The following is a 20557-nucleotide window of genomic DNA, read 5'->3' as shown; positions in this document are numbered from 1 at the left end:
TCCCCTTCAGTTGATATCGACATCCTTGCCGTTGATTTGCACTGGCCCTGAGGCACTGAAGTCAAAGTTGCTGCCGTTGATCAGCACGGTGCCGTCGGACTTCATCACTAGGGTGGACTTACCCACGGTGATGCTCAGTTCGTCGCCGACGGTGATGCTGAACTTGTTGCCGACCACTACGGACTTATGAATCCCCACCTGCTCGCTCTGGCTCAGCCCAACAGTTGTGTTCATGGCCGCACCCACGCTTACTTGATACCCCGCACCGATAGTCAGGGCCTTGGCAAGACCAATGGTTTCCGCTTTGGCCAGCTTGATGGTTTCGGACTTGTTGGCACCGATGGTCACGCTGCGATTAGCGCCGATGCTGATGGTTTCGTTCTTGCCAACGTCTTCAGTGCGGTGATCGCCAATGGAGATGGTTTCGTTGTGGTCAACCCGTTCAGTGCGGTCATTGCCGACGAAGGTGGTTTCGTTGTGCTTTACCACGTTGTTCTGGTCTTTTTCGGCGTGAATGAACACTTCTTGCCGCCCCAGTTGGTCCTCGAAGCGCAGTTCGTTGTAGCCATCGCCCTTGTGGGTTTGGCTCTTGATGGTCATGCGGGTCTTGTGGTCGGGCAGGTCATAGGGCGGCAACTGATCGCCGCAGTAGGTCCGCCCGGTGATCATCGGTTGGTCGGGGTCGCCGTTGACGTACTGGATGATCACGTCCTGGCCGATCCGCGGGATGGCCATGGAGCCCCAACTCCCACCGGCCCAGCCCTGTGAGACGCGCACCCAACAGGAGCTGAACTCGTTGTTTTGGCTCTCGCGGTCCCAGGGAAAGCTAACCTTCACCCGGCCCCATTCATCGCAGTAGATTTCTTCTCCGGGCGGGCCAACAACGGTGGCCATGTGTGGCCCTTCTACCTGTGGCTTTTCAAGGGGAGCAGGACGCCACTCAGTCCGGCCGGGCACCAGCGCTGCGGTCTGCTCGTAGCGCGTGCTCTGATCGGCGCCGGAGGCTTCTTCCTGCAGGCTGGTGAGCTGGCTGCCTTTATGCTTGACCGATTTCACTCGCCAGTGGGTGTTGAGATCTTCACGTGGGTGACCTGTCAGGTTGAAGCTGAGGCCCGGTTGCAGGCGCACGTCATCACCGTGCACTTCTGCCAGCCGCACATCATGACGCAGTGCGGTTATACGGTTTTCAGTGAACGGTTTACCGACGACATCGCGCTTGTAACGGCCTGGATAATCGAAGTACTCGTATTCGGCCGACTGATGTTCCAGGAAGGGACCGGAGGCTCGGTGCTCCTGGCGATAGGCCGGGTTGGTGAATGTGTGGTCGCGTTGAACCTGGCGTGCGGTGCGGACCTGCTCGCTGTAGTTCAAGCGGCGCAGGCACGGCATTGGCTGGTCGCCACCGCTCTTGGATTGGTACAGGACCGTGTTGGGATCTATCGGCTCATCGTCATCGTAGAAGCCCTCGTCTTCATCTTCGGCCTTGATGGCCCCATGACTGATCAAGCCCAGTGATTGCAGTCGATCAGTGATGATCAGTTTGTGGAGCTTTTCACTGTGGGCGAAGCGATAGACAAAGCCCTCTTCGGCGGCAAGCCGAGCAAAGAACGCCAGGTCCGTCTCGCCGGCCTGAACGCAGAATTCGCGGACCTGATGGTCCATGCTGGCACGTAGTTCATACTGGTTGATGCCCTGGCGCTTGAGCATCAGTTCGAGAATCTGTGGAACAGTCTTCTGCTGGAAAATGCGCCAGTTGGAGCGCAGATTGGCACGGGCCAGCTGTGGTTCGACCAGCGCGTGGTAGTAGGTGCGGTAGAAGCCACTTTCAGCCTGGCTGAAGCGACTGACCAGACCGTGCACGTAGCGCACCGGACGTTCCCCGTCCCAAATGGTGAACAGCACAGGTTTGTCGAGCAGGTGGCCGAAGTCGATATCGTTCTCGAAGCTGATCAGGGTCAGCTCCAGTTGGAAGGGCGTGCTGATTCCCTCCTTGAGTTCGAACGAAACCACTTCAAATTCAGCATCGCCAACCAGCGGTTGGAAGCTGTAACGCAATTCAGATTGGCTAGGCATAAGCAATCCTTCCGCCGTCTGAGAGTTCGTAAACCCCTGGCAGGTCGCGCCTGCCAGGGATGCTCAGCCGGGTCAGACGATCGGTTTACGCCAGTCGTCGGAGCCTTCGGTGCCTGCGGTCACATGGGTCCAAGAGATCTTGCGGTACGACATCGATACCTCGATCAGTTGGGTGAAGTCGGCGTTCTCCTTGTTTTGTGCGTGGGGCAACGTGGTGTTGATGTCGACGATGGTGGCGTCTTCCAGCTTGGTGGTGAAGAAGTGCTCTTGCTTGCCTTCCACCGAGGTGCGGTACCAGTTGACTTCGACGGTCGGCAGCATTTCGCCGCTGGACAGGGCTTGATACATCAATGGGGTTGCCTTGTTCAGTGCGCTGGTGAAGATGAACGGCTTGTGCACACGCTGACCAGCAGGCTGGCCACTTTGCGGGTCAGTGGGGACGGTGACCTGGTGCTTGATTTCCTGCACCAGAATCTCGTCTTCATGACCCTCGACGAATACGTTGCCTACCGAGTCGGAGGTGAAGGCGCCCGCGGTAATGTTGCCTTGGGTTTGACCTTCGATTTTGATGTAAGCGGGTGTTGGCATGGCAGTTTCTCCTGCGTCCATGTGGATAAAGCACGCGCACGAGGTGGCGTGGCCATCGGGAACGATGGGCTTGTCAACAAAGCGAATGCCTCGTCAATTCGTTGAATTCCGTTACGCCGGATTGCGGCGGGCTACTGCTGCAGAATGCCGTTGAGCGACGCCAACACCTCGGTGGTGATCAGGTGCAGGCGGTAGCTGTAGATGCCGTAGGCTACCGCCATGGCAAAGGCGGAGATCACCAACGGGCTCCACCACGGCCATTGCCGGTTCATGCGAAAGTTGCGTGGGGCCACGTTTGTGTAAGGATCGCAGACATGCTCTGGCGCCGGTCCGCGAAGCTCGCGGATGATCTCGTGGAGCTGGTGGATCAAAGCGTTCAAGGATTCTTCGCCCTTCGGGGCGATGGCGTATTTGCCCTTGAGGCCTAGGCACAGCGCGAAGTACATGAATTCCAGTACGTCCTGGTAGCGGGCGGGTTCAAGCATCAGGCGGGAGAGCACGGTGAAGAATTTCTCGCCACCCCAGGTTTCATCGTGGAAGATGCTGAGCAGGGGTTCCTGGCTCCAGCAGCTGGCTTTGCCCCAGGGCCGCTCCATCACCGCTTCATCGATAAGCAGGCACAGGCCGTACGTGTACGCCAATACTTGGGTGACTTCGTAGCTGTGCTGGTGCATCTCTTCGCGGATGTTTTCGACTTGAGTGCGCACTTGCTGGTGCACTTCCTTGATGTTGGGCAACCTGTCCAGGGTCCGCAGGCGGATGACCAGACCCAACAGCGGGACGGCGGCGTCCAGCATGCGATTGGCATAGCCGCCGCGAAGCTGGAAATCAGGGTCGGCGGGATATCCCGAGGGCGACGTATCCGCGTCATGTGCTTGGCCGTTGCTGTGATGCCAACTTGAGGCGGCTGACTCGTCGGCTGACACGTGCTCGATAAGACGCCGCAGTTTATGTTTGGTGTGCCGGTCGTCATTGCCGCCAGCAGTGCCGATCCTGTCCAATTCATTCACTCCTTATCGCCCAGAACTGCAGCTCAAGCCCCGGGAATTCGCCGGCAATGTGCAGACCGAAGCCGTTTGAATACTTCATCGGTGCCCACGCCGAATCACGCCGGTCCAGCTCGAAGTAGATGAAGCCTGCGTGGAAAGGCAGGTCGCGTGGGGCCACTGGCAGCGCCGTCAGAGGAATGCCAGGCAGTTGCAGCGGTACCGCCTCGGCCAACGACTCCAGCGAGACGACTTTGGCTTTCTGCACGAACATCTGGCGCAAGGTCTGCGCCGGTAGATCGGCGCTTACTGCCAAGATGAAATCGGCATGATCGATCAAGCGACGGTCTTCCAGCGTGGCCGTCATCACACCGAAATCCAGCGTCTGCAAGGGCAACGATACGGCTCGGGGCTGCAGCACGGTGCTCAGCGCGCGGCGCAAGGTGTCTTGCAACGGCTTGAACGATGCGCGTAATGCGTTGTGCTGATAGGCGGGGCAGTCCTGTGGCAGCCGGCTCTCGTCGGTAAAAGTGACGAACTCGCCGCAGGCTTGGCTCATGTGCAGATAGAGCTGCTCCGGGTGGGTCTGGCCCTGACATGCCAGGTGCTGGAAACACGGCCACCACCGGTTCATGGCCTGCAGCAGGTTGAAATCGCGGACGTCGGCGATACCGGATTGGCCGGACGCGCCGATGCGGGCAGCGAGGTTGCGTGCGCGTTCGCGCAGGGTGTGGGTGATCTCCTCCAAGAAGCGTTGCAGCGCAGGTATGGCGCGCACTGAAACGCTGGTGGGATAGAAACGTTCATCCAGTTGCAGGCTGCCATCGGGGCGCCGCTCCAGAATTCGAGCCAAGGCCAGGCGGGTGTAGGCGCTGCTGTCGTCGGCCTTGCGTTTGAGCTGCAGGTTGGGCACTGCCAGGTCGACCTGGACCAGGTCACCGTCAGCGCTGTGGGTATCCTTGATTTCATGGGCCTGGGCGCTGTAACGGAAGTTGGCACCATCGTCGGGCCAACTCACTTCGCGACCGCCTTCGGTACGCAGCGGTAGGCACAGGTAGATCTCGCTGTCGTTGGCGCCGTCGTCTTCGATCTCCAGGGGTGGCGGTGGTGGCAGGTCTGCCGGGATATCGAACACCGTGCCGTCCGGCATGATGCCGCGCGCACGGGTTATCGCGATTTTGCCGAGGCTCAGGTATTCGTCGTTCAACTGCAGTTCGCTGAACCCGTAGAAGGCTGCATTGAGGCTGCCGAGGCGCTGGTGCTGGGCCGCTTCGCTGGCTCGAGCCGCTTGTTGGAAATGCTGCGGTTTGACGAACAGGCCTTCAGGCCATAGGACAGGGTTACGTGAGCTCATGAGCGCTCCGTGTCAGCGTGAGTAAGTAGTGCCATCAGTCTTCTTCCTTGAGCAGGACCTGCGTGTCGTTGAGCAGTACCGACAGGATGATCTGGTGGCCGCGGGGGGGAATGCGCAGCACTTGGCTCCAGGTGGCGTTTTCCTGGTTGCGGTAGTCGGCAATGACTGCGACGAACCGGGTTTCGGACTCGATTGGCGCAAAGGGGATGAACTTGAATTGGCCAGGACTCACCAGGTAGTCGTCAGCGCGCACGTAGGTGCTGCGCAGGGCCTTGGCCGGGTCTGCTTCCAACAGCTGGTAGACGCTGTTGCGCAGCAGTGAGTCGTCGCGCAGCTGCAGGATCTTGATGGCCATGGGCGTAGCGACAGGCTCGCTGGCTACGGTGGTCGTCTGGGGTAGGGTCAGCACCACGGTCGGGTCTTCGTAGCGCCCAGGCGAGCTCTCTTCCATGGGCGAGCGCGCCGGTTGATCGTCCTCGATTACCGGCATCGCGATGGGCGACATTGCCGGGAACTGTTCCTGAAGGTATGCGAACAGGGTTCCGACCTTCTCGGTCAACGCGTAGGGATCCCCCGCGCTCAAGCTGACCGCGTAGGGGCTAGGTTCCACTGCACCTGGCTGCTGCTCAACCGGCACCTCCACGCTGTGAGGGTTACCGTTGAGCGTCGCGCTGGCGTTGATGCTGAACGCAACCTGGGTGGGGTGTTCATTGGGTGGCCCGACGGGCACCGAGGGATCTTTGATCACCTGGCCGATTTTGCTCAGGGACGTGCAGCCCGAAAGCCCTATCGCCACAGCCAGCAGACCGGCCATGAATGAATGACGCGTCATGGGTGTGCTCCCACTTCCACGGCCTGCAAAGGATCGACTTGCTCGGTACGCTTGACTGCCACGGCATCCAGCGCGGCCAGAGGGTCACTGCCGACACCTGGGTCGAAGGCCGAGCAGATTTCAACAGCGAACTCGCGGGTGGCTGGGGCGGCTAGCCGGGCTGCGGCCGGTACATCGTGTAGCCAGTGATCAAGGGATCGCTGATCAGGGCTGAACATATCCTCCAGTGAGCGCGTATCCGCCTGCGAGAGCTGAACGAGTAGCCGTAAAGCGCCAATGCGCAGTTGGTCACCGTCGAGCAATCGCCTCGTATTGAGCGGTCCCACGCTGTCAAGGTTGCCGTTCAGGTAAGTGCCCTGGCAGCGGTCGATGACGCAGAAAACACCCTCGATCCAGCGAATCTCGCAGTGGATCGGCGCAACAGTCTGATCACGATCATCGATCAGCCAGGTGGCTCCCGCGCTGCCGATGGTGCCGCCGGTGTCATCGAACTGGTGCCGGGCCGTGGCGTTGTGCTTCAACTGCCCAAGGTTGCTGATGTTCAAGGTCAATAGGCTCATGAGCGCCCCCGAAACCGCACGACCGGAGCGATCTGGCCATGGCGGTCATTGACGAAACTGGTCCAGCCCAGCAGAGCACCTTGGCTGGGGTGCAGGCAGAAGGCCGACAGGGCGTTCTGCTCGAGGCGAAGCTCCAGGTCGTAGGCCAGGGCGTCGCGCAACAGGAAGTCGATCAATGCACGCAAACGATTGAAGTTGATGCCACTTGGCAGCAGGTCACGCAGCTGCTCCTGGTCGAGCTCACTGATCACGATGGTGAACTTGCTGCTGCGGGTTCGCGTGCGGCTGCCGACCATGAAAGCGCTGCCCAGCTCGCCATTGCTGCGGCCCAGGCTTACCAGTTGCTGGGCGGTGGTGAGCACCAGGCGGGTTTCGAACTCGCGAATCTGCACCTGTTTCAGGTCGAAGCAGTGAGCGATGATGCCGGCGACGGCGCCGGGCGCACGGCTGCGGCTGGCGATGAGGCCGGCGAAGCTGAGCAGGCGGCTCCAGGGCAGCGCCGTGTCGCCGCGCAGCTGTTTGTCGTTCAAACCGAGCAGGGCAAAGATGTACTGCGAAAATCCATCGCTGGCACCTGGCTGGAAGCGAATGTAGTAACGGTATTTGCGCCAGATGCGGTGTAGCAGGCTGAGCAGGTAGTGATTGAAGAAATCGAAGAACGCCGGCCGCACACCGATGCCCTGTGCGTGCTCGTACGCTACCTGGTCCAGGTAATAGGAGGGCAGCGGCGAATCGGTGCCGTGCACGCCCATAAAAGTGGTGCACACGCGGTAGCGGTCCGCGTCCCCAGGCATGCGTTCGGCTTTGTATACGTCCGAAACCGGGAAGGTCAGCCTCGGATCGCTGGCCAGCCGTACGCGCAGCCGTGTGGCCTGGTCCGGCCAGCGCGGTTCCAAGTCATCGCCGTGCAAGCCGTGCAGGCGCTCCAGCAACTGGAAGAAGTTGTACTGGTGTGCGTCGGCGAGCAGCTTGTCGGCTAGATCAGCGGTTGCTTGCCGGTCTGAATGGGCCATGTGTAACGCTCGTTGTTGGTGGTATTGATCACTTCCAGTTGATGGAAGGAATTGATGCTGGCGTACAGGGCAAAGAAGTGCGCGAGCACGCAGCCGAACAGGTACAGGTCGCCCTCGCAGACGAATGCGGCCTGATCCAGCTTTAGTCGGGTGCGCAGTCCACGAATGGGCTGGCCTTTGATCAGCCAGTCCAGGGGTTCTGTCTGAATATCCCGAATGCCTTCGAGGCGCTTATGGGTGGTGCGCGTCTGCTGCAGGTCATGCAGGGCCACGAAGTCATAGGCGCGAATCACCGCTTTCAGCGTCTCGGCTGAAAGCAGCGACAGGTAGTTGAGCGACATGTTGGAGATCAGGGCCCACTGCAGCTGACCGTCGAGTACCGGCCGGTAGGGGCGGGTTGGTGGACAGATATTGGTGTACGTCACCAGAGGTGGTGTGGCTTCAGTGAGCGCATTGATGTCATCGATGCCCAGCGCCAGTGGCAGGTCGCGGTTGGTGCAGGTCAGGTCGATGGAGGCGGTTTCCAGCTCGCCGATGTAAGCATTGGCATCCGCTCGCACGAAGGCGATGCGGTGCGCGACGCCATCACCCCGCAGCGAGTCCTCGAGGCTGTAGCGGTAGTACAAGGCCGTGCGCCCTTGCACATGCTCGATCTCATGGGCGAAGGATTCGAACGGGCGGAAGGTGCGCAGCTGTTCGCCGGTACTTCCGTCTGTTGTCGTGCGGGTGCTGATCACCCGATCGACACTGAAGATTTCATAGGCGTGCCGCTCTTTACCTCGGGGTGTGAGGTCAGCAGGGGCGTGCCGGTTGGAGAGGTCGATCGGTTCGGCGCTGTGGCTGAACAGGTTTATTGCCGGAGTGCAGAACAGGCTGAAATCCCCCTTGCCGATACGCAGCGAATCAGGGAGCTGGCGGGTGAAATGAAGCTCAAGGCCCACCCGCCCAGGGGCTTGATCGAGCCAGACGTTTTGCAGCCCTGTTACGCTGAAGAAGTGGAAGCGCTTTGGAAATACAAAGTACTCCTGCAAGATCCGGTAGCCGTCGAAGACGTTCTGCGGGTAAGGCAGCAGCCCCTCGTTCGAGCTGAAGCCTGGGAATAGAATGCTGCTGGCTGGCAGCCGGCGGATCTCCCCATTGATCGTCACGACGACATGCCTGAGGTACTGAGCGATCCACAGATACAGGGTGCGTGCAGTCTGGGTGTCACCGCTCAGGTGAAAATCCAGGCTGTCGCAACCAAGGGTGTTCAATGGTCGTTCGACCAAGGTGCCGAGGTCGATGCACACCACCGAACTATCGAGCGTCTGGGTGGCGCTCACCGATTCGATCTCGAACGGATGGATGTCGACCGCCATGCAGGTGCGAAACTCGCAGGGCACGCCGTCCACCGGTTTGGAGAACAGCTGTGCGCCTTGGGCGATACGTTGCGACTGACTGAGCGCTTGCTTGCGTGGCGTGAACTGGATGATCGTGGCGCTCGGCAGCGGACGCAGGTAATTGGGCCACAGCAGCTGCAGCATGGGGTGCGTCAGCTCCGGCAGGTCATCCTCCAACTTCAGGCGCAGCTTGGCCGTGAGAAAGGCAAAGGCTTCCATCAGGCGTTCGACATCCGGGTCGCTGCCACCCTTGCCTAGGAGGCGGGCAAGCTGTGGGTTGTCTTTGGCGAAGTCGTTCCCCAGTTCATGCAGGTAACGCATCTCTTCGCTGAATCGATCCTTGAGTGACATCGGTCACCTCACTCGGGTGTGGCCGCTATGGCCGTTTACCAGCAGCTCCAGTTGCAGCTGCTCCTTCTGGTTGTTGACCTGAACGTAGCAGTCCAGCTTGAAGTGCAATTCCAGCGGGGCATGACAGTCGGGCATGGCGTTGAGCGAACGTACGTGCACGCGCGGTTCGAAGCGCCGAATGGTGCGGTGGATGTCGGCGCTGACCTGCTTCAGCAGGTCGCCACTGCTAGCGTCGTGCCCGTTGAAATCACGCAGGCCCAGCTCAGGGCTGCTTTGTGAGCAGCCCTGACGGGCGTTGAGCAGTGTTTCCAGGTGGCGCTTGATGGCGGCGAATTTCTCGGCGGCGTTCTCTTGCCGAGAAGGTGTGCGGTTGGCGAGCTGATCCGTCATCAAGCGATCAAAAAATCCACTCATTGGGTATCGAGCCGGCCGACCAGGGAGATCTCGAAATTCGCGCCCATGTATTTGAAGTGCGGGCGCACGGCAAGTGAAACCTGGTACCAGCCCGGATCGCCGGCCACGTCGGACACCTCGACTTTCGCCGCCCGCAACGGACGGCGGCTGCGTACATCGGCTGACGGGTTCTCCTGGTCGGCGACGTACTGCTTGATCCACTTGTTGAGCTCGGATTGCAGATCCTTGCGCTCTTTCCAGCTGCCGATCTGCTCGCGCTGCAGCACCTTGATGTAATGGGCCAGGCGGTTGACGATGAACAGGTAGGGCAACTGGGTGCCGAGCTTGTAGTTGGTCTGCGCTTGCAGCCCTTCGGGGGTTTTGGGGAAGTTCTTCGGTTTCTGTATCGAGTTGGCCGAGAAGAAGGCAGCGTTGTCGCTGTCCTTGCGCATGGTCAGGGCGATGAAACCTTCTTCGGCCAACTCGAACTCCTTGCGGTCGGAGATCAGGACTTCGGTAGGAATCTTGGCCTGCAGCTGCCCCAAGGACTCGTACAGGTGCACCGGCAGGTCCTCGACGGCACCGCCCGACTGCGGGCCGATGATGTTCGGGCACCAGCGGTAGCGGGCAAAGCTGTCGTTGATGCAACTGGCCAGCAGGAAGGCAGAGTTGCCCCACAGGTAGTTGTCGTGCTTGCCGTCGATGTTCTCGTAGTAGTGATAGCTCTGGACGGGGTTTTCTTGCGGGTGATAGGCCGAGCGGAGCATGAAGCGTGGTCCGGTCAGGGCGGCATGGCGGGAATCTTCACTTTCACGGAATGCCCGCCACTTGGCATGTCGTGGTCCGGCGAAAATGTCCTTGATTTCCTTCAGGTTGGGCAGCTCTTCGAAGCTGTTCAGGTTGAAGAACTCAGGGGATGGGGCTGCGAGGAAAGGCGCGTGCGACATGGCACCGACAGAGGCCATGTAACTCAGCAGTTTGATATCGGGGGAGGAGGGGCCGAAGTTGTAGTTGCCAACCATGGCCGCAACGGGCTCACCACCAAATTGACCATAGCCTGCGGTGTACACGTGTTTGTACATACCGCTGCAGGTGATATCGGCGGCATTGTCGAAATCATCGAGCAAGTCTTCCTTGCTGACATGCAGAACTTCGAGCTTGATGTTCTCGCGAAAGTCCGTCCGGTCGACCAGAACTTTGAGGCTGCGCCAGGAAGACTCAAGCTGTTGGAACGCTGGCTGATGCAAGATGCTATCCATCTGCTTGCTCAGTGCCCGGTCCAGTTCCGCAATCATCTGATCGACGCGGTGCTTATTGATTAGTTGATCTGGATCATTGCTTTTGAGTATTTCCGTAATAAAGGCAGAGACACCCTGGCGAGCGACCTGATAGCCCTCTTGCGCGGGCGCTAGTTTGGTTTGCGCCATGATCTGGTCGAGCAACGTAGCATTGCTCAATATCTCGCCCGTTGTTTCAACGGCGACAGTGGTGCTGGTTCGCTGTGGCATGGGACGCTCCGTTGTCTCAGTCTTCTTGGGGTGCCTCAAGCACCAGTTCCAGTTCTTTGGCGAGTTGCTTGCGGGCATGCTCGTCGTTCAGCAAATCCTGCAGCTGCTTGCGGAACGTGGGCACGTTGCCCAGCGGGCCCTTGAGGGCGACCAAGGCCTCGCGCAGCTCCAGCAGCTTGTTCAGTTCAGGTACCTGGCGGGCGATGCGGTCGGGTCCGAAGTCGCTGATCGACCTGAACTGCAGGTTGACTGCCAATTCCGCATCCGGAGCCGCGCTGAGCGTGGACGGTACGGACATGGCGAGGCTGACATCGGCGTCGTTAAGCACGCTGTTGAAGGTGTGTTTATCGATGCGCATGACCGGCCGGTCTTCCAGCGCACGGGTATCGTTCAGGCCGAAATCGCCCATCACCAGCATCTTGTGCGGCAGCTCTACTTCGGCCTGTTCATCACCGGTGGCGGGTACGTACTTGATATTGATGCGCTCTTTGGGTGCAACCGATCCTGTGGATTTTGACATCGCAGAATCTCTCATTGGTTTTGTGGGCGTAGTTCTTGGTAGTTGCGTAAGGGCTTCGATTTAGTTGTGTAGGAAATTTCTTTGATATCGGTGTACGGTATAAACAAAATGGCGGGCCTTGTTGTTGCTCGCCTAAAAACCATGTCGCCTTTATTGATATTTAGTCGAGCGAGAAAGTGTAAGAAAATATTTGTTTGTAGCCTTCGATTTCTATCGGCTAGGCTCTCGCTAGTTTTGTTCGCTGAGGGTCTGGCGGTGGGTTTTATACCCGCTGATGGAATAGGGCATATGCACTATCGAGAGGGAATTTGCTTGCGATGATTGGTAAAAATGCTTATGGCGCAATTCTTTCGCTGTCGCTTGGTTGTTTGCCGATAGCCGCGTATTCCGATCAGGATTGTCCACGGATCGTGTCCAACCTTGAGCGCCTGGCCTGTTTCGATAGTTTCGCTGGAACACCTGCGCACCGTGTGCCTGTGCAATGGTCTGCACCGGAGCAAGACTCGCCTACCTTGCGCCGCGTGATGGCCCATGAGGCGGGGCGGGCGCCGGATGACCTCACGTTTAGCCTGAGGTCTGAAGAGCACGGGCTCATGATCGCCGCACCTGCGATTGCTTCGGTCGCCCCCCATCCCTACCTGGTGATCAGCTGTGTGCAGAACATCTCCAGGTTGCAACTTGTCACGGCACAGCCCATCGATGCCGGACGCGTGACGGTCCGCTTGCAGGGCAAGCGTGGCGCAACAGTGCCGACACCCTGGCAGGTGACGGAGAACGGCCAGGTGCTCGACGCCGGTAGAGGCTTGCCGGGCATCGAGCAGATCAAGCAACTGATCGGGGCTCATCGCATTCAAGTCGAGAGTGATAACCCGACAGTCGACGGGTTGATCTTCGATGCTCAAGGCCTGGACCCGCTCATCGACGAGGCGCGCAAAACATGTCGCTGGTAGCGGAATTCAACGTGCAGGAAATGGCTCGGCTGCTAGCTCCCATCGACGCGCAGTCACCGGCCGGCCTGTTCGATGTGGAGGACGAAACCTACCAGGCCATTGACCAGGAAATGGTCAAGCTGGGCGGACTGCAGGCGTCTTCCATCGACTGGGCCTACATCGAGGAAGCGTCCTGCCAGTACCTGAGCCAGCAGTGCAAGCACCTGCGCATCGCCGCTCACCTGAATGTCGCCTGGCTGCGCAGCCGATGCTGGGAGCGCTGGGGCTTTAGCTTGGCACTGCTGGCCGGTCTGGTCGAACACTACTGGGAAAGCTCTCACCCGAAACCTGGCCCAAAAGGGTTTCTGGGCAAGCGCAAGCTGGTCGCCCTGATGCTCAATCGTTTGATCGAAGCGCTGCCACGGCTGGATCGCTTTACGTACAGCCCGGCCCACGCGGCGGCTGCCCAAGACGCGTTGCAACGGTTGCAACGGGCTGCTGCGCAATTGGATGAAGCGCTTCTTAGCGAACTTGAGCACCTGCTTGGCAAACACACAGAACTTGCCAACGGTGTAGGCGAGTCCTCTACCGCCTCAGCCCCAGTCGATACCTCATCGGTGAGCATCAGGCCTGCACCGCTGGCCGAAGTCATCGCCACACCCGTGCCTCGCGTGTCGTTGGGCAACAAGCGTGAATCACGCAGGGCCCTGCTGAGCATGGCCGAGCAGATCAACCAGCAAGACCTGTACGACCCGACGGGCTACCAGCTGCGGCGGTTTGGCTTGTGGGCCCATATCCAGTCGGCGCCGCCAACCAAGCAAGGCAACCGCACAGAGCTGATGGCGGTGCCACAGGATATCGCCGGCGATTACGAAGAGGCCCTTGCGAGGACTGCGGTTGACGCGGCATTGCTGCTGCGAATCGAAAAGAGCGTGACGGCTTGCCCCTACTGGATACGCGGCAGCTTCCTGGCTGCGACCGCTGCCACGCAACTGGCCATGAGTGAAGTGGCGCAAGCCATTCGCGCCGCGACCGCGCGGTTCGTATTGCGCATGCCGGCACTGCAGAAGTTGTGTTTCAGCGACGGCAGGATGTTTGTCGATGACCAATGCCTGGCATGGCTCAAGGGCACACAAGGCGTATCCGATCAGGGGGCGGCCGCCCAGGAGTTTGTCAGCTTGCGTGAGGAGTTGGTCAGCCAGCTGGAAACGGGCGGCGTCGAACCGGTTCTGCTGCGGTTGCAGGGGATGCAGGCGGAGCTTCACGCCCCCCGTGAACGCTGCCATACCACCGTCATCGCTGCCGACCTGTTGGCCGCCCGCGGAGTGTCCTGGTTGGCCCGGGATTTGTGCGCAGGTGTTGCCAGAACGATGCAGGAAACAACCGCCAGCGCCTGGGAGCCGGAGGTGTTTCAACGTCTTCAGCAGTATGCGGCGCCGCCAGTACAGGCTGAACGGAACAAGGAGCGGGAATCACGATGAATCAACTATGGAAGCACCTCAAACGTTGGGGCTTGCCCCTGGTGACCCGTATAGGTCTGGCCATGCCACTGCTGCTCGGGCTGGGCGCTGTACTGTTGCTCGTTGCCATCTGGTGGCTCGGCCCGCAATGGACCTGGCGTGAGCAGCAGCCGTTGGCCAGCATGGCCCATCGTGGGCTGGCGAGCCTGGTACTCGTGCTGGTGCCGTTGTTGTGCTGGCTCGTTGTGCTGCGCAGACGTAATCGCCGCCTGCAGGCAGAGCGCAATCAGGCAGTAGCCGCCGAACTTGACCAAACCTTGCCGTTCGTTCGCGCGCAAGAGAAGGCCTTGGACCAAGGGCTCGCGCGCTTTCTGCACAATGCTGGTGGGCGGCGCGCCTTGTATCGATTGCCCTGGTACCTGGTGGTGGGCGAACAGCATGCAGGCAAGACCAGCTTCATTGACCGTACCGACCAAAGTTTCTCGCTGACCCGTATCGACAAGGCGCAGGCGCGCGGCCGACAAGCACAGGCTTTGGCCTACCCGATTGGTTGGTGGATCAGCAACGACGCGGTGATCATCGATCCGCCGGGGGCCTTCATCAGCCAGGAGTCGCGCTCAGTTTCACCAGCTGAAGAAGCCGACGCATCGGAAGTCCCACCCGCTACGCCGGCCAGGTTGTGGCAGCATCTGTTGGGTTGGCTGCTGCGCAATCGCAGTCAGCGAGCCCTCAACGGTGTGCTGCTGGTTGTCGACCTACCTGCGTTACTTCATGGCACGCCCGAGCAGCGTGTTGCACTGGCGCATGTGTTGCGCACGCGGTTGTACGAAGTGAGCTGCCAGTTGGGCTCACGCCTGCCGCTGTATGTGGTACTGACCAAATTCGACCTGCTGGATGGTTTTGACCAGCTCTACGCCGGCCTTCCTGCAGCCACGCGGGAAAAGATGCTGGGCTTCACCTTCAAGCTTGATGCGACCGGGACATTCGACGCCTGGCTGGACGAGTATGGCGATTACTACAATCAGTTGATCAACCAATTGTTCGAGCAGGTGCTGGACCGGCTCGATACGTTGGGCGGTGCGCCATTGCGAGCACGTCTCTTCTCATTGCACGCTCAATTGGTCGGGCTGCGCCCGATACTGCTGGGCTTCCTGAAAGAAACGCTGGCAAGCGACCGTTTCACCACGCCGGCCTTGGTGCGTGGCGTGTACTGGTCTTCGGTCGTACAGCAAGGGGATATGCTCAATGCCTTCGTGCGTGAGGCGGCGCAGCCTTACAAGACCAGGCTTCCATTGCTTGAAGGCAAGGCACAGGGCAAGGCATTGGCCTATTTCATCCAGCATGCGTTCAAGCGCGTCATTTATCCGGAATCCGGGCTTGCCGCAGATAACATTCGCGTGGCGCGCAACAAGCGGCAGCTGCTTTGGGTGGGCACCGGGGTGGGCGTACTGGCATTTTCAGTCGCCATCGCCGGTTGGCAGCGTTACTTCGAGATCAATGGCGCCAAGGCCGCCAATGTGCTCGCCAAGAGCAAGCAATACAGTTACCACGAGGTTGACCAGCGATTGGACCCGACCGGGCGCAACCTGCTTGGGCCGCTGGATCAGATCCGCGACGCGGTCTCGGTATTTGACGACTATCGCGCCGCATGGCCGGGAGTTGCTGATTTGGGGCTGTATCAGGGGCGTGCCATCGGCCCTCGCATCGATGAGGCCTATTTGGGCCTGCTCTCCAAACGCTTCTTGCCTGCCCTGGCCAGCGGAGTGATCGAGGCCATGGATGCCGCGCCGCCAGGCAGCGAGCAGCAGATGGCTGCCCTCAGGGTTTATCGGATGTTGGAGGATCGCCAGAACCGCCGGCCCGAATGGGTCGAGGAGTGGATGGCCCGCCAGTGGCAACAAAAATTCCCGGGCCAGGGGCAATTGCAGGGCGACCTGATGCGGCACTTGAAGTACGCCTTGACCTACGTCGATACCGAATTGCCGCAGTACAACCAGCGTATCGCCGAGGTGCAGCAGACGTTGCGCAGGATGCCGTTGCCAGAGCGGGTCTATGCCAGCCTCAAACAGCAGGCCGCCGAGCAACTGCATAGCGGCCTGGACCTGCGAAATCAGGTCGGCCCGGCCTTCGATGTGGTGTATCAGTCATCCACCGGTGCTAGCGACGTCGAAGGCGTGCTCTTGGAGCCGATGCTGACCGCCAAGGGCTTTAAGGAGTACTTCGAACCCCGCAGTCAGCGGTTCGCCGAACTGGCGATGGTTGATGAGTGGGCGTTGGGTGAGCGCGGCCAGTTGGATTACTCGGATGCCGACCGCGAGGCGCTGGGCGAACGGTTACGAAATCTGTACAGCGCCGATTTCATCGACAGTTGGCGGCGAGCCTTGAATGCCTTCTCGGTGGCTGACTTCCGCGATCTGGATCACGGGGTTGCGGTCCTGCAGCAGCTGACCGGGCCCGCAGCCCCTTTGCATCGGCTGCTGGATACCATCAAAGACAATACTTCGCTTTCATCCGCTGTGGGCGTCGATGCACTTGAGAAGGCTGAGGCGCTGCGGCCGGCAACCGGCAGGCCAGAGCAGCAACAGGCGTTGGCCATTCAGCGTGCTTTTGCAGGGCTGAGCGCCATGCTGCGAGCAACAACTGAGAAGCCCAGCTATTACGACGAAATCCTTGCCGCGATGACCGCAGTTCATGATTACGCCAAGGCGGTGCAAGACAGCCCGGATAGAGGCAAAGCCGCACTCCAGGCTGTGCATCAGCGCTTCTCGATGACAGGCCAGGATCCGATCGGCACCCTGCAACGTGTAGCCACCAGCTTGCCAGAGCCGATCAACCACCAGATCAGAAAAGTCGCCGATCAAACGGCGCAAGTGCTCAACATCGAAGCCTTGCGGGAGCTGGAGCGACGCTGGGATGCGGAGGTGTACAGCTTTTTTCAGCAGCGCCTGGCTGGCCGCTACCCCTTCGTGGTGCGCGCGCCCGATGCCTCGCTGGACGACTTCGAGGCATTCTTCGGACCGAGGGGGCGGTTGCAGCAGTTCAACGACCGGTACCTGAAGGTCTTCTTGAAAGACAACCTCGAAGCTCTGCAGGCCAGCCAACACGGGCGCTCGCTGATTCGCAGCGACATTATCGAGCAACTTGAGCGGGCAGACCGCATCCGAGAAACGTTCTTCGATCAACGTGGCAACCTGAGTGTGCAGTTCAGCATCGAACCGCTGGGGCTCAGTGCCAATCAGCGCACCAGTCTGCTGGATCTAGACGGGCAGCTGATTTCCTATACCCATGGTCCGCGCCAGATCACCGGCATCGTCTGGCCAAATACGTTGAGCCAGCATGTGCGCAGCAACCTGACCTTGCTCAGGCAGAACGGTAATAGCAGCAGCCTAGAGTATCGCGGTCCGTGGTCGATGTTTCGCTTGCTCAGCCGTGGATCGCTCATTGGCCGCACGGCAACCAGCGTGGACCTGAGTTTCAGCACCGCAGACGGCGTAATGCGCTACAGGCTGAGTGCTGAGAAAGCCTTCAACCCGATCACTCAACAGCCGTTCGAAGGGTTCCAGTTACCACGCGGGTTGTTGCAGTACTCGTCCAAGGCACTGCAGACGGCGCGGGCTCGCCGATAGGCTAAGCGCGATGTGTATCAGGTAATCGCCGAGGGGCGAGCTTGTGGCTGAACGGGCAAGCGGCACTGGCTTTGGTTGTCCTCACCTAGCTGATTGGCTGTGACTGGAGATCGTGCTTCGGCTCAGGCAATCACTGTCGGTCAAGACAATGATTGCCTGAGTCAGGCGCGCCATCGCTGTATTCAACGGCAAGGTGCAGGCGCTCGCTCAGCCACATGATCCACGCCGACTTCAGATACAGTTCGTCGCGTGACACGCTGACATGGGGCCTCAATACTGCCAGGTAGCTCGAAGCCAAGCCTAACGGGTTGTATCCAGCCATGACGAAGGCCCAGCGCATGGGCCTCGCGCCACCGATCTGGTGACCTGCGAAACGTCTGGGCGTCCCACAGCAATGGCAGGTTGGAATATCGGGCATGCTCAGGTCGAGTCCCCAGGGCCGCTTGCACGAGCTGTGCACCACCTGGCAGCAGGTTTCCTTCCGTGACGTTACGGCGATCGGATACGTAGGCGAAATGAAAATAGTGAAACCCCAGCGTATGGATGTGCCGGGGTAATTTCTCCAAGAGCGTAGGAAAGTCGCACGCATGCGGCCAGTCCTCTGCCGTGCAGTCAAGCATGGAACCTCCCTGTAGAATGCGCGCATTCTTTGACGTCAACGCCAGCGATGCAAGCGGTGGCTGTGGCCCTTCATTTCACGCTTGATCATGCTCAAGCGCAACTAGCAAAAATGCTAGGTGCGTTTTCGCAAATATCGATAAAAACACCTGACCCGCCCCTTAGCGATATGGCAGATCGCGACTATAGTAACGGCTTGAAAAATCAGGTCACTGGGTGCCATGTCTACGATCGATGTCCCGTCCCCGCAAAGTCTTCGCAAACGCGTGCTGTTGGCTGGGGCGCTGAATATCGGCTCCATTGTTGCCTCCCAGGTGATCCGCTTGGGTGGCAACCTGTTGATCACCCGTTTGTTGCTGCCGGAAATGTTCGGTCTCATGGCCATCGCCACCACCGTGTCCGTGTTGCTGCTGTTGCTGTCGGATGTGGGACTGCGCCAGAACATCATTCAAAGCCCGCGCGGCGATGAGCCGTTGTTTCTCAATACGGTGTGGTCGCTACAGATCATCCGTGGCTTCGGATTGTTCGTGGTCATGCAGTTGGTCGCGCTGGGCGCTTGGGTGTCACAGCTTTACCAAGTGTGGCCAGCACATTCCACCTATGCAGCACCGGAGTTGCCGGGGGTATTGGCGGTCACTGGATTCTTCGCGATTATCTTCGCCTTCCAGTCGACCAAGATCGACGTGGCCATTCGCACCTTCCAACAGAAGAAAGTGGTGTTGGTCGAACTGGTATCGCAAGTGGCAGGTTTGCTGGTAATGCTGATCATTGGCTACCTGACCCGGTCGATCTGGGCGCTGGTGGCGGCGGGCTTGGTGTCGACGCTGGTTACCACGGTGCTTAGCCACATGATCTTTCCTGGGCATCGAGATCGCCCACAGTGGGACCCGGTCGCCCTCAAGGAAATCATGAACTACGGACGCTGGGTGTTTCTCTCCTCGGCGGTGGGGGTGTTGGCGATGCAGGGCGACCGCATCTGGTTTGGCGGCAGCATGACGGTGGCGCAGTTGGGGGTGTATTCGATTGCCATCGGTATCCTCGCTGCATTTCAGACCAGCCTGTTGCGCTTGGCCGGGGCAGTAGCCTTGCCGGCGTTCAGCGAAGCCGCCCGCAGCGGCGATAAGGACCGTCTGCGCCAGCTGTACTTTCGCTTTCGCTTGATGTTCGATGTGCTGACGCTGTTCACCTGCGGCTTTCTATTCACCGCCAGCCCGCTGATCATTCAGTGGTTATACGACGAGCGCTACCATGACGCCGGCGAGATGATGGCAGTGCTGTCGCTATCGCTGTTCACCTTGCGCTACAGCCTTACCCAGCAGATATGGATGGCGCTCGGCCTGACCAAGTACATGGCGATGGACAACATCATCCGTGTGGTCGCGCTGTTCACGCTGATGCCGCTGCTGCTGGCGATCGGCGGTGTGCACTACGCGCTGTGGGGCGTGGCCCTGCATACCTTCTTCACATTGTTCCTGATCTTCAAGGTCAGCCACCAATTAGGCATGTTGAGCATCAAGCGCGAGCTGCTGGTGCTACCGGTACTGCTCATTGGCGCGTTATGCGGCGAGTTGCTTAGCAAACTGTTCATGTGAGCTGCTTCAGGCTTGCAATTTCGTGGCGTCGATCAGTGGTACGAAGGACTGAAAGATGAATGTAATCGAGTATTTTGATCGAACCCGGATCATCAACATACCTGCCAGAACCGACCGTCGTCAGGAAACGACAGCTGAATTCGCTCGCCACGGCTTTGCTCTGGATAACGAAAAAATCGGCTTCTATGCTGCCGTTCAACCTGACGCTCAAGAGGGATTTCCGAGTATCGGTGCTCGGGGATGCTTCTTGAGCCACTTGGGCATCCTCGAAGAAGCCGAGCAGCTCAACGTCGACAACGTGCTCATTCTGGAAGACGACATTCAGTTTTCACAGCGCATCGGTACATTTGGCAAGCAAGCTGTCGAAGCGTTACGAGGGTTGGAGTGGGACATTCTGTACTTGGGCCACTCCTGTGAAGGCAACGCCGATGAACCCGGCTGGGCGTTGGTGGACGGACCGATTCACCTCACTCACTTCTATGCGGTGAATGGCAAGAGCCTGACTAAATTGCGTGCGTTTCTCACTCAAGTGCTGGAGCGTCCACCGGGACATCCAGAGGGCGGGTCCATGCATTACGATGCAGCGCTAAACACGCTGATCCATACCGACAAGAGCATCCAAGCGTACTACTTCACCTGGAATCTGGGTTACCAGAGGCCTTCGCGCACTGACCTGCATGCACTGTCGATATTCGACCGGTTGGCGATCTTACGGCCGGTCATGGCGCTGTACAGGCGCTTGAAGGCGGCAAAACTCAGGCGGGTTCGCTAAGCC

At 59.5% G+C, this 20557-nt stretch carries 16 protein-coding genes; 5 read left to right on the top strand and 11 right to left on the bottom strand.

What is annotated here, in order from left to right; translation table 11 throughout:
• Nucleotides 1–6 precede the first annotated feature (6 nt).
• The 11 genes from ACLEJW_RS05060 to tssB all read right to left on the bottom strand — a co-directional run bounded on the left by ACLEJW_RS05060 (nucleotide 7) and on the right by tssB (nucleotide 11557).
• Complete coding sequence (locus tag ACLEJW_RS05060; RefSeq protein ID WP_440777086.1) at nucleotides 7–2073, bottom strand: type VI secretion system Vgr family protein; 2067 nt, start codon at nucleotides 2071–2073, stop codon at nucleotides 7–9.
• Between the two features lie 72 nt (nucleotides 2074–2145).
• A complete protein-coding gene (locus ACLEJW_RS05055; RefSeq protein ID WP_110739898.1) occupies nucleotides 2146–2661 on the bottom strand; it encodes an Hcp family type VI secretion system effector in 516 nt (171 codons plus the stop codon).
• A 131-nt stretch (nucleotides 2662–2792) separates the two neighbouring features.
• The gene (icmH, locus tag ACLEJW_RS05050) at nucleotides 2793–3608 is read right to left on the bottom strand and encodes a type IVB secretion system protein IcmH/DotU (protein ID WP_440777207.1); all 816 of its coding nucleotides are present in this window, start codon (nucleotides 3606–3608) and stop codon (nucleotides 2793–2795) included.
• A gap of 55 nt (nucleotides 3609–3663) precedes the next feature.
• Complete coding sequence (gene tssK, locus ACLEJW_RS05045; protein WP_440777085.1) at nucleotides 3664–5001, bottom strand: type VI secretion system baseplate subunit TssK; 1338 nt, start codon at nucleotides 4999–5001, stop codon at nucleotides 3664–3666.
• A 34-nt stretch (nucleotides 5002–5035) separates the two neighbouring features.
• A complete protein-coding gene (gene tssJ, locus ACLEJW_RS05040) occupies nucleotides 5036–5833 on the bottom strand; it encodes a type VI secretion system lipoprotein TssJ (RefSeq protein ID WP_313296275.1) in 798 nt (265 codons plus the stop codon).
• Nucleotides 5830–6393: an FHA domain-containing protein gene (locus tag ACLEJW_RS05035; RefSeq protein ID WP_313296272.1), complete on the bottom strand. Its 564-nt coding sequence runs from the start codon at nucleotides 6391–6393 to the stop codon at nucleotides 5830–5832. The genes tssJ and ACLEJW_RS05035 overlap by 4 nt, the downstream gene beginning before the upstream one ends.
• Nucleotides 6390–7406: a type VI secretion system baseplate subunit TssG gene (tssG, locus tag ACLEJW_RS05030; protein WP_440777084.1), complete on the bottom strand. Its 1017-nt coding sequence runs from the start codon at nucleotides 7404–7406 to the stop codon at nucleotides 6390–6392. Before tssG ends, ACLEJW_RS05035 begins: the two co-directional genes overlap by 4 nt.
• Entirely contained in the window at nucleotides 7370–9136 is a 1767-nt protein-coding gene (tssF, locus tag ACLEJW_RS05025; protein ID WP_440777083.1) for a type VI secretion system baseplate subunit TssF, read from the bottom strand. The genes tssG and tssF overlap by 37 nt, the downstream gene beginning before the upstream one ends.
• Nucleotides 9137–9139: 3 nt before the next feature.
• A complete protein-coding gene (tssE, locus tag ACLEJW_RS05020) occupies nucleotides 9140–9550 on the bottom strand; it encodes a type VI secretion system baseplate subunit TssE (protein WP_440777082.1) in 411 nt (136 codons plus the stop codon).
• Nucleotides 9547–11037, bottom strand: a complete 1491-nt coding sequence (gene tssC, locus ACLEJW_RS05015; protein WP_440777081.1) for a type VI secretion system contractile sheath large subunit — start codon at nucleotides 11035–11037, stop codon at nucleotides 9547–9549. Before tssC ends, tssE begins: the two co-directional genes overlap by 4 nt.
• Before the next feature lie 16 nt (nucleotides 11038–11053).
• On the bottom strand, nucleotides 11054–11557 hold the full coding sequence (tssB, locus tag ACLEJW_RS05010) for a type VI secretion system contractile sheath small subunit (protein WP_440777080.1): 504 nt from the start codon (nucleotides 11555–11557) through the stop codon (nucleotides 11054–11056).
• Between the two features lie 317 nt (nucleotides 11558–11874).
• Here tssB and vasI point away from each other — a divergent pair, with 317 nt between their 5' ends.
• The 5 genes from vasI to ACLEJW_RS04985 all read left to right on the top strand — a co-directional run bounded on the left by vasI (nucleotide 11875) and on the right by ACLEJW_RS04985 (nucleotide 20554).
• A complete protein-coding gene (gene vasI, locus ACLEJW_RS05005) occupies nucleotides 11875–12507 on the top strand; it encodes a type VI secretion system-associated protein VasI (protein ID WP_440777079.1) in 633 nt (210 codons plus the stop codon).
• Nucleotides 12495–13967 (top strand): type VI secretion system protein TssA, encoded by a 1473-nt coding sequence (tssA, locus tag ACLEJW_RS05000; RefSeq protein WP_440777078.1) that lies wholly within the window; start codon nucleotides 12495–12497, stop codon nucleotides 13965–13967. Before vasI ends, tssA begins: the two co-directional genes overlap by 13 nt.
• Complete coding sequence (tssM, locus tag ACLEJW_RS04995) at nucleotides 13964–17572, top strand: type VI secretion system membrane subunit TssM (protein ID WP_440777077.1); 3609 nt, start codon at nucleotides 13964–13966, stop codon at nucleotides 17570–17572. The genes tssA and tssM overlap by 4 nt, the downstream gene beginning before the upstream one ends.
• Nucleotides 17573–18411: 839 nt before the next feature.
• Nucleotides 18412–19782 carry an oligosaccharide flippase family protein gene (locus ACLEJW_RS04990; RefSeq protein ID WP_145187435.1) on the top strand — a complete coding sequence of 457 codons (1371 nt, stop codon included), beginning with the start codon at nucleotides 18412–18414 and terminating at the stop codon, nucleotides 19780–19782.
• A 55-nt stretch (nucleotides 19783–19837) separates the two neighbouring features.
• Nucleotides 19838–20554 (top strand): glycosyltransferase family 25 protein, encoded by a 717-nt coding sequence (locus tag ACLEJW_RS04985; protein WP_313296241.1) that lies wholly within the window; start codon nucleotides 19838–19840, stop codon nucleotides 20552–20554.
• The last annotated feature ends 3 nt before the right edge of the window (nucleotides 20555–20557 follow it).

Origin of the sequence: Pseudomonas sp. SMSB3, assembly GCF_052041965.1 — a bacterium.
Lineage (GTDB): Bacteria > Pseudomonadota > Gammaproteobacteria > Pseudomonadales > Pseudomonadaceae > Aquipseudomonas.
The sequence above is the reverse complement of the archived record's forward strand: the minus strand, read 5'-3'. Positions and strand labels throughout refer to the sequence as shown.

Excerpts from the sequence above, each read along its gene's own strand:
- ACLEJW_RS05060 (WP_440777086.1), bottom strand. The coding sequence starts at position 2,073 with ATGCCTAGCCAATCTGAATTGCGTTACAGCTTCCAACCGCTGGTTGGC.
- ACLEJW_RS05055 (WP_110739898.1), bottom strand. The coding sequence starts at position 2,661 with ATGCCAACACCCGCTTACATCAAAATCGAAGGTCAAACCCAAGGCAAC.
- tssK (WP_440777085.1), bottom strand. The coding sequence starts at position 5,001 with ATGAGCTCACGTAACCCTGTCCTATGGCCTGAAGGCCTGTTCGTCAAA.
- tssJ (WP_313296275.1), bottom strand. The coding sequence starts at position 5,833 with ATGACGCGTCATTCATTCATGGCCGGTCTGCTGGCTGTGGCGATAGGG.
- ACLEJW_RS05035 (WP_313296272.1), bottom strand. The coding sequence starts at position 6,393 with ATGAGCCTATTGACCTTGAACATCAGCAACCTTGGGCAGTTGAAGCAC.
- tssG (WP_440777084.1), bottom strand. The coding sequence starts at position 7,406 with ATGGCCCATTCAGACCGGCAAGCAACCGCTGATCTAGCCGACAAGCTG.
- tssF (WP_440777083.1), bottom strand. The coding sequence starts at position 9,136 with ATGTCACTCAAGGATCGATTCAGCGAAGAGATGCGTTACCTGCATGAA.
- tssE (WP_440777082.1), bottom strand. The coding sequence starts at position 9,550 with ATGAGTGGATTTTTTGATCGCTTGATGACGGATCAGCTCGCCAACCGC.
- tssC (WP_440777081.1), bottom strand. The coding sequence starts at position 11,037 with ATGCCACAGCGAACCAGCACCACTGTCGCCGTTGAAACAACGGGCGAG.
- tssB (WP_440777080.1), bottom strand. The coding sequence starts at position 11,557 with ATGTCAAAATCCACAGGATCGGTTGCACCCAAAGAGCGCATCAATATC.
- vasI (WP_440777079.1), top strand. The coding sequence starts at position 11,875 with ATGATTGGTAAAAATGCTTATGGCGCAATTCTTTCGCTGTCGCTTGGT.
- tssA (WP_440777078.1), top strand. The coding sequence starts at position 12,495 with ATGTCGCTGGTAGCGGAATTCAACGTGCAGGAAATGGCTCGGCTGCTA.
- tssM (WP_440777077.1), top strand. The coding sequence starts at position 13,964 with ATGAATCAACTATGGAAGCACCTCAAACGTTGGGGCTTGCCCCTGGTG.
- ACLEJW_RS04990 (WP_145187435.1), top strand. The coding sequence starts at position 18,412 with ATGTCTACGATCGATGTCCCGTCCCCGCAAAGTCTTCGCAAACGCGTG.
- ACLEJW_RS04985 (WP_313296241.1), top strand. The coding sequence starts at position 19,838 with ATGAATGTAATCGAGTATTTTGATCGAACCCGGATCATCAACATACCT.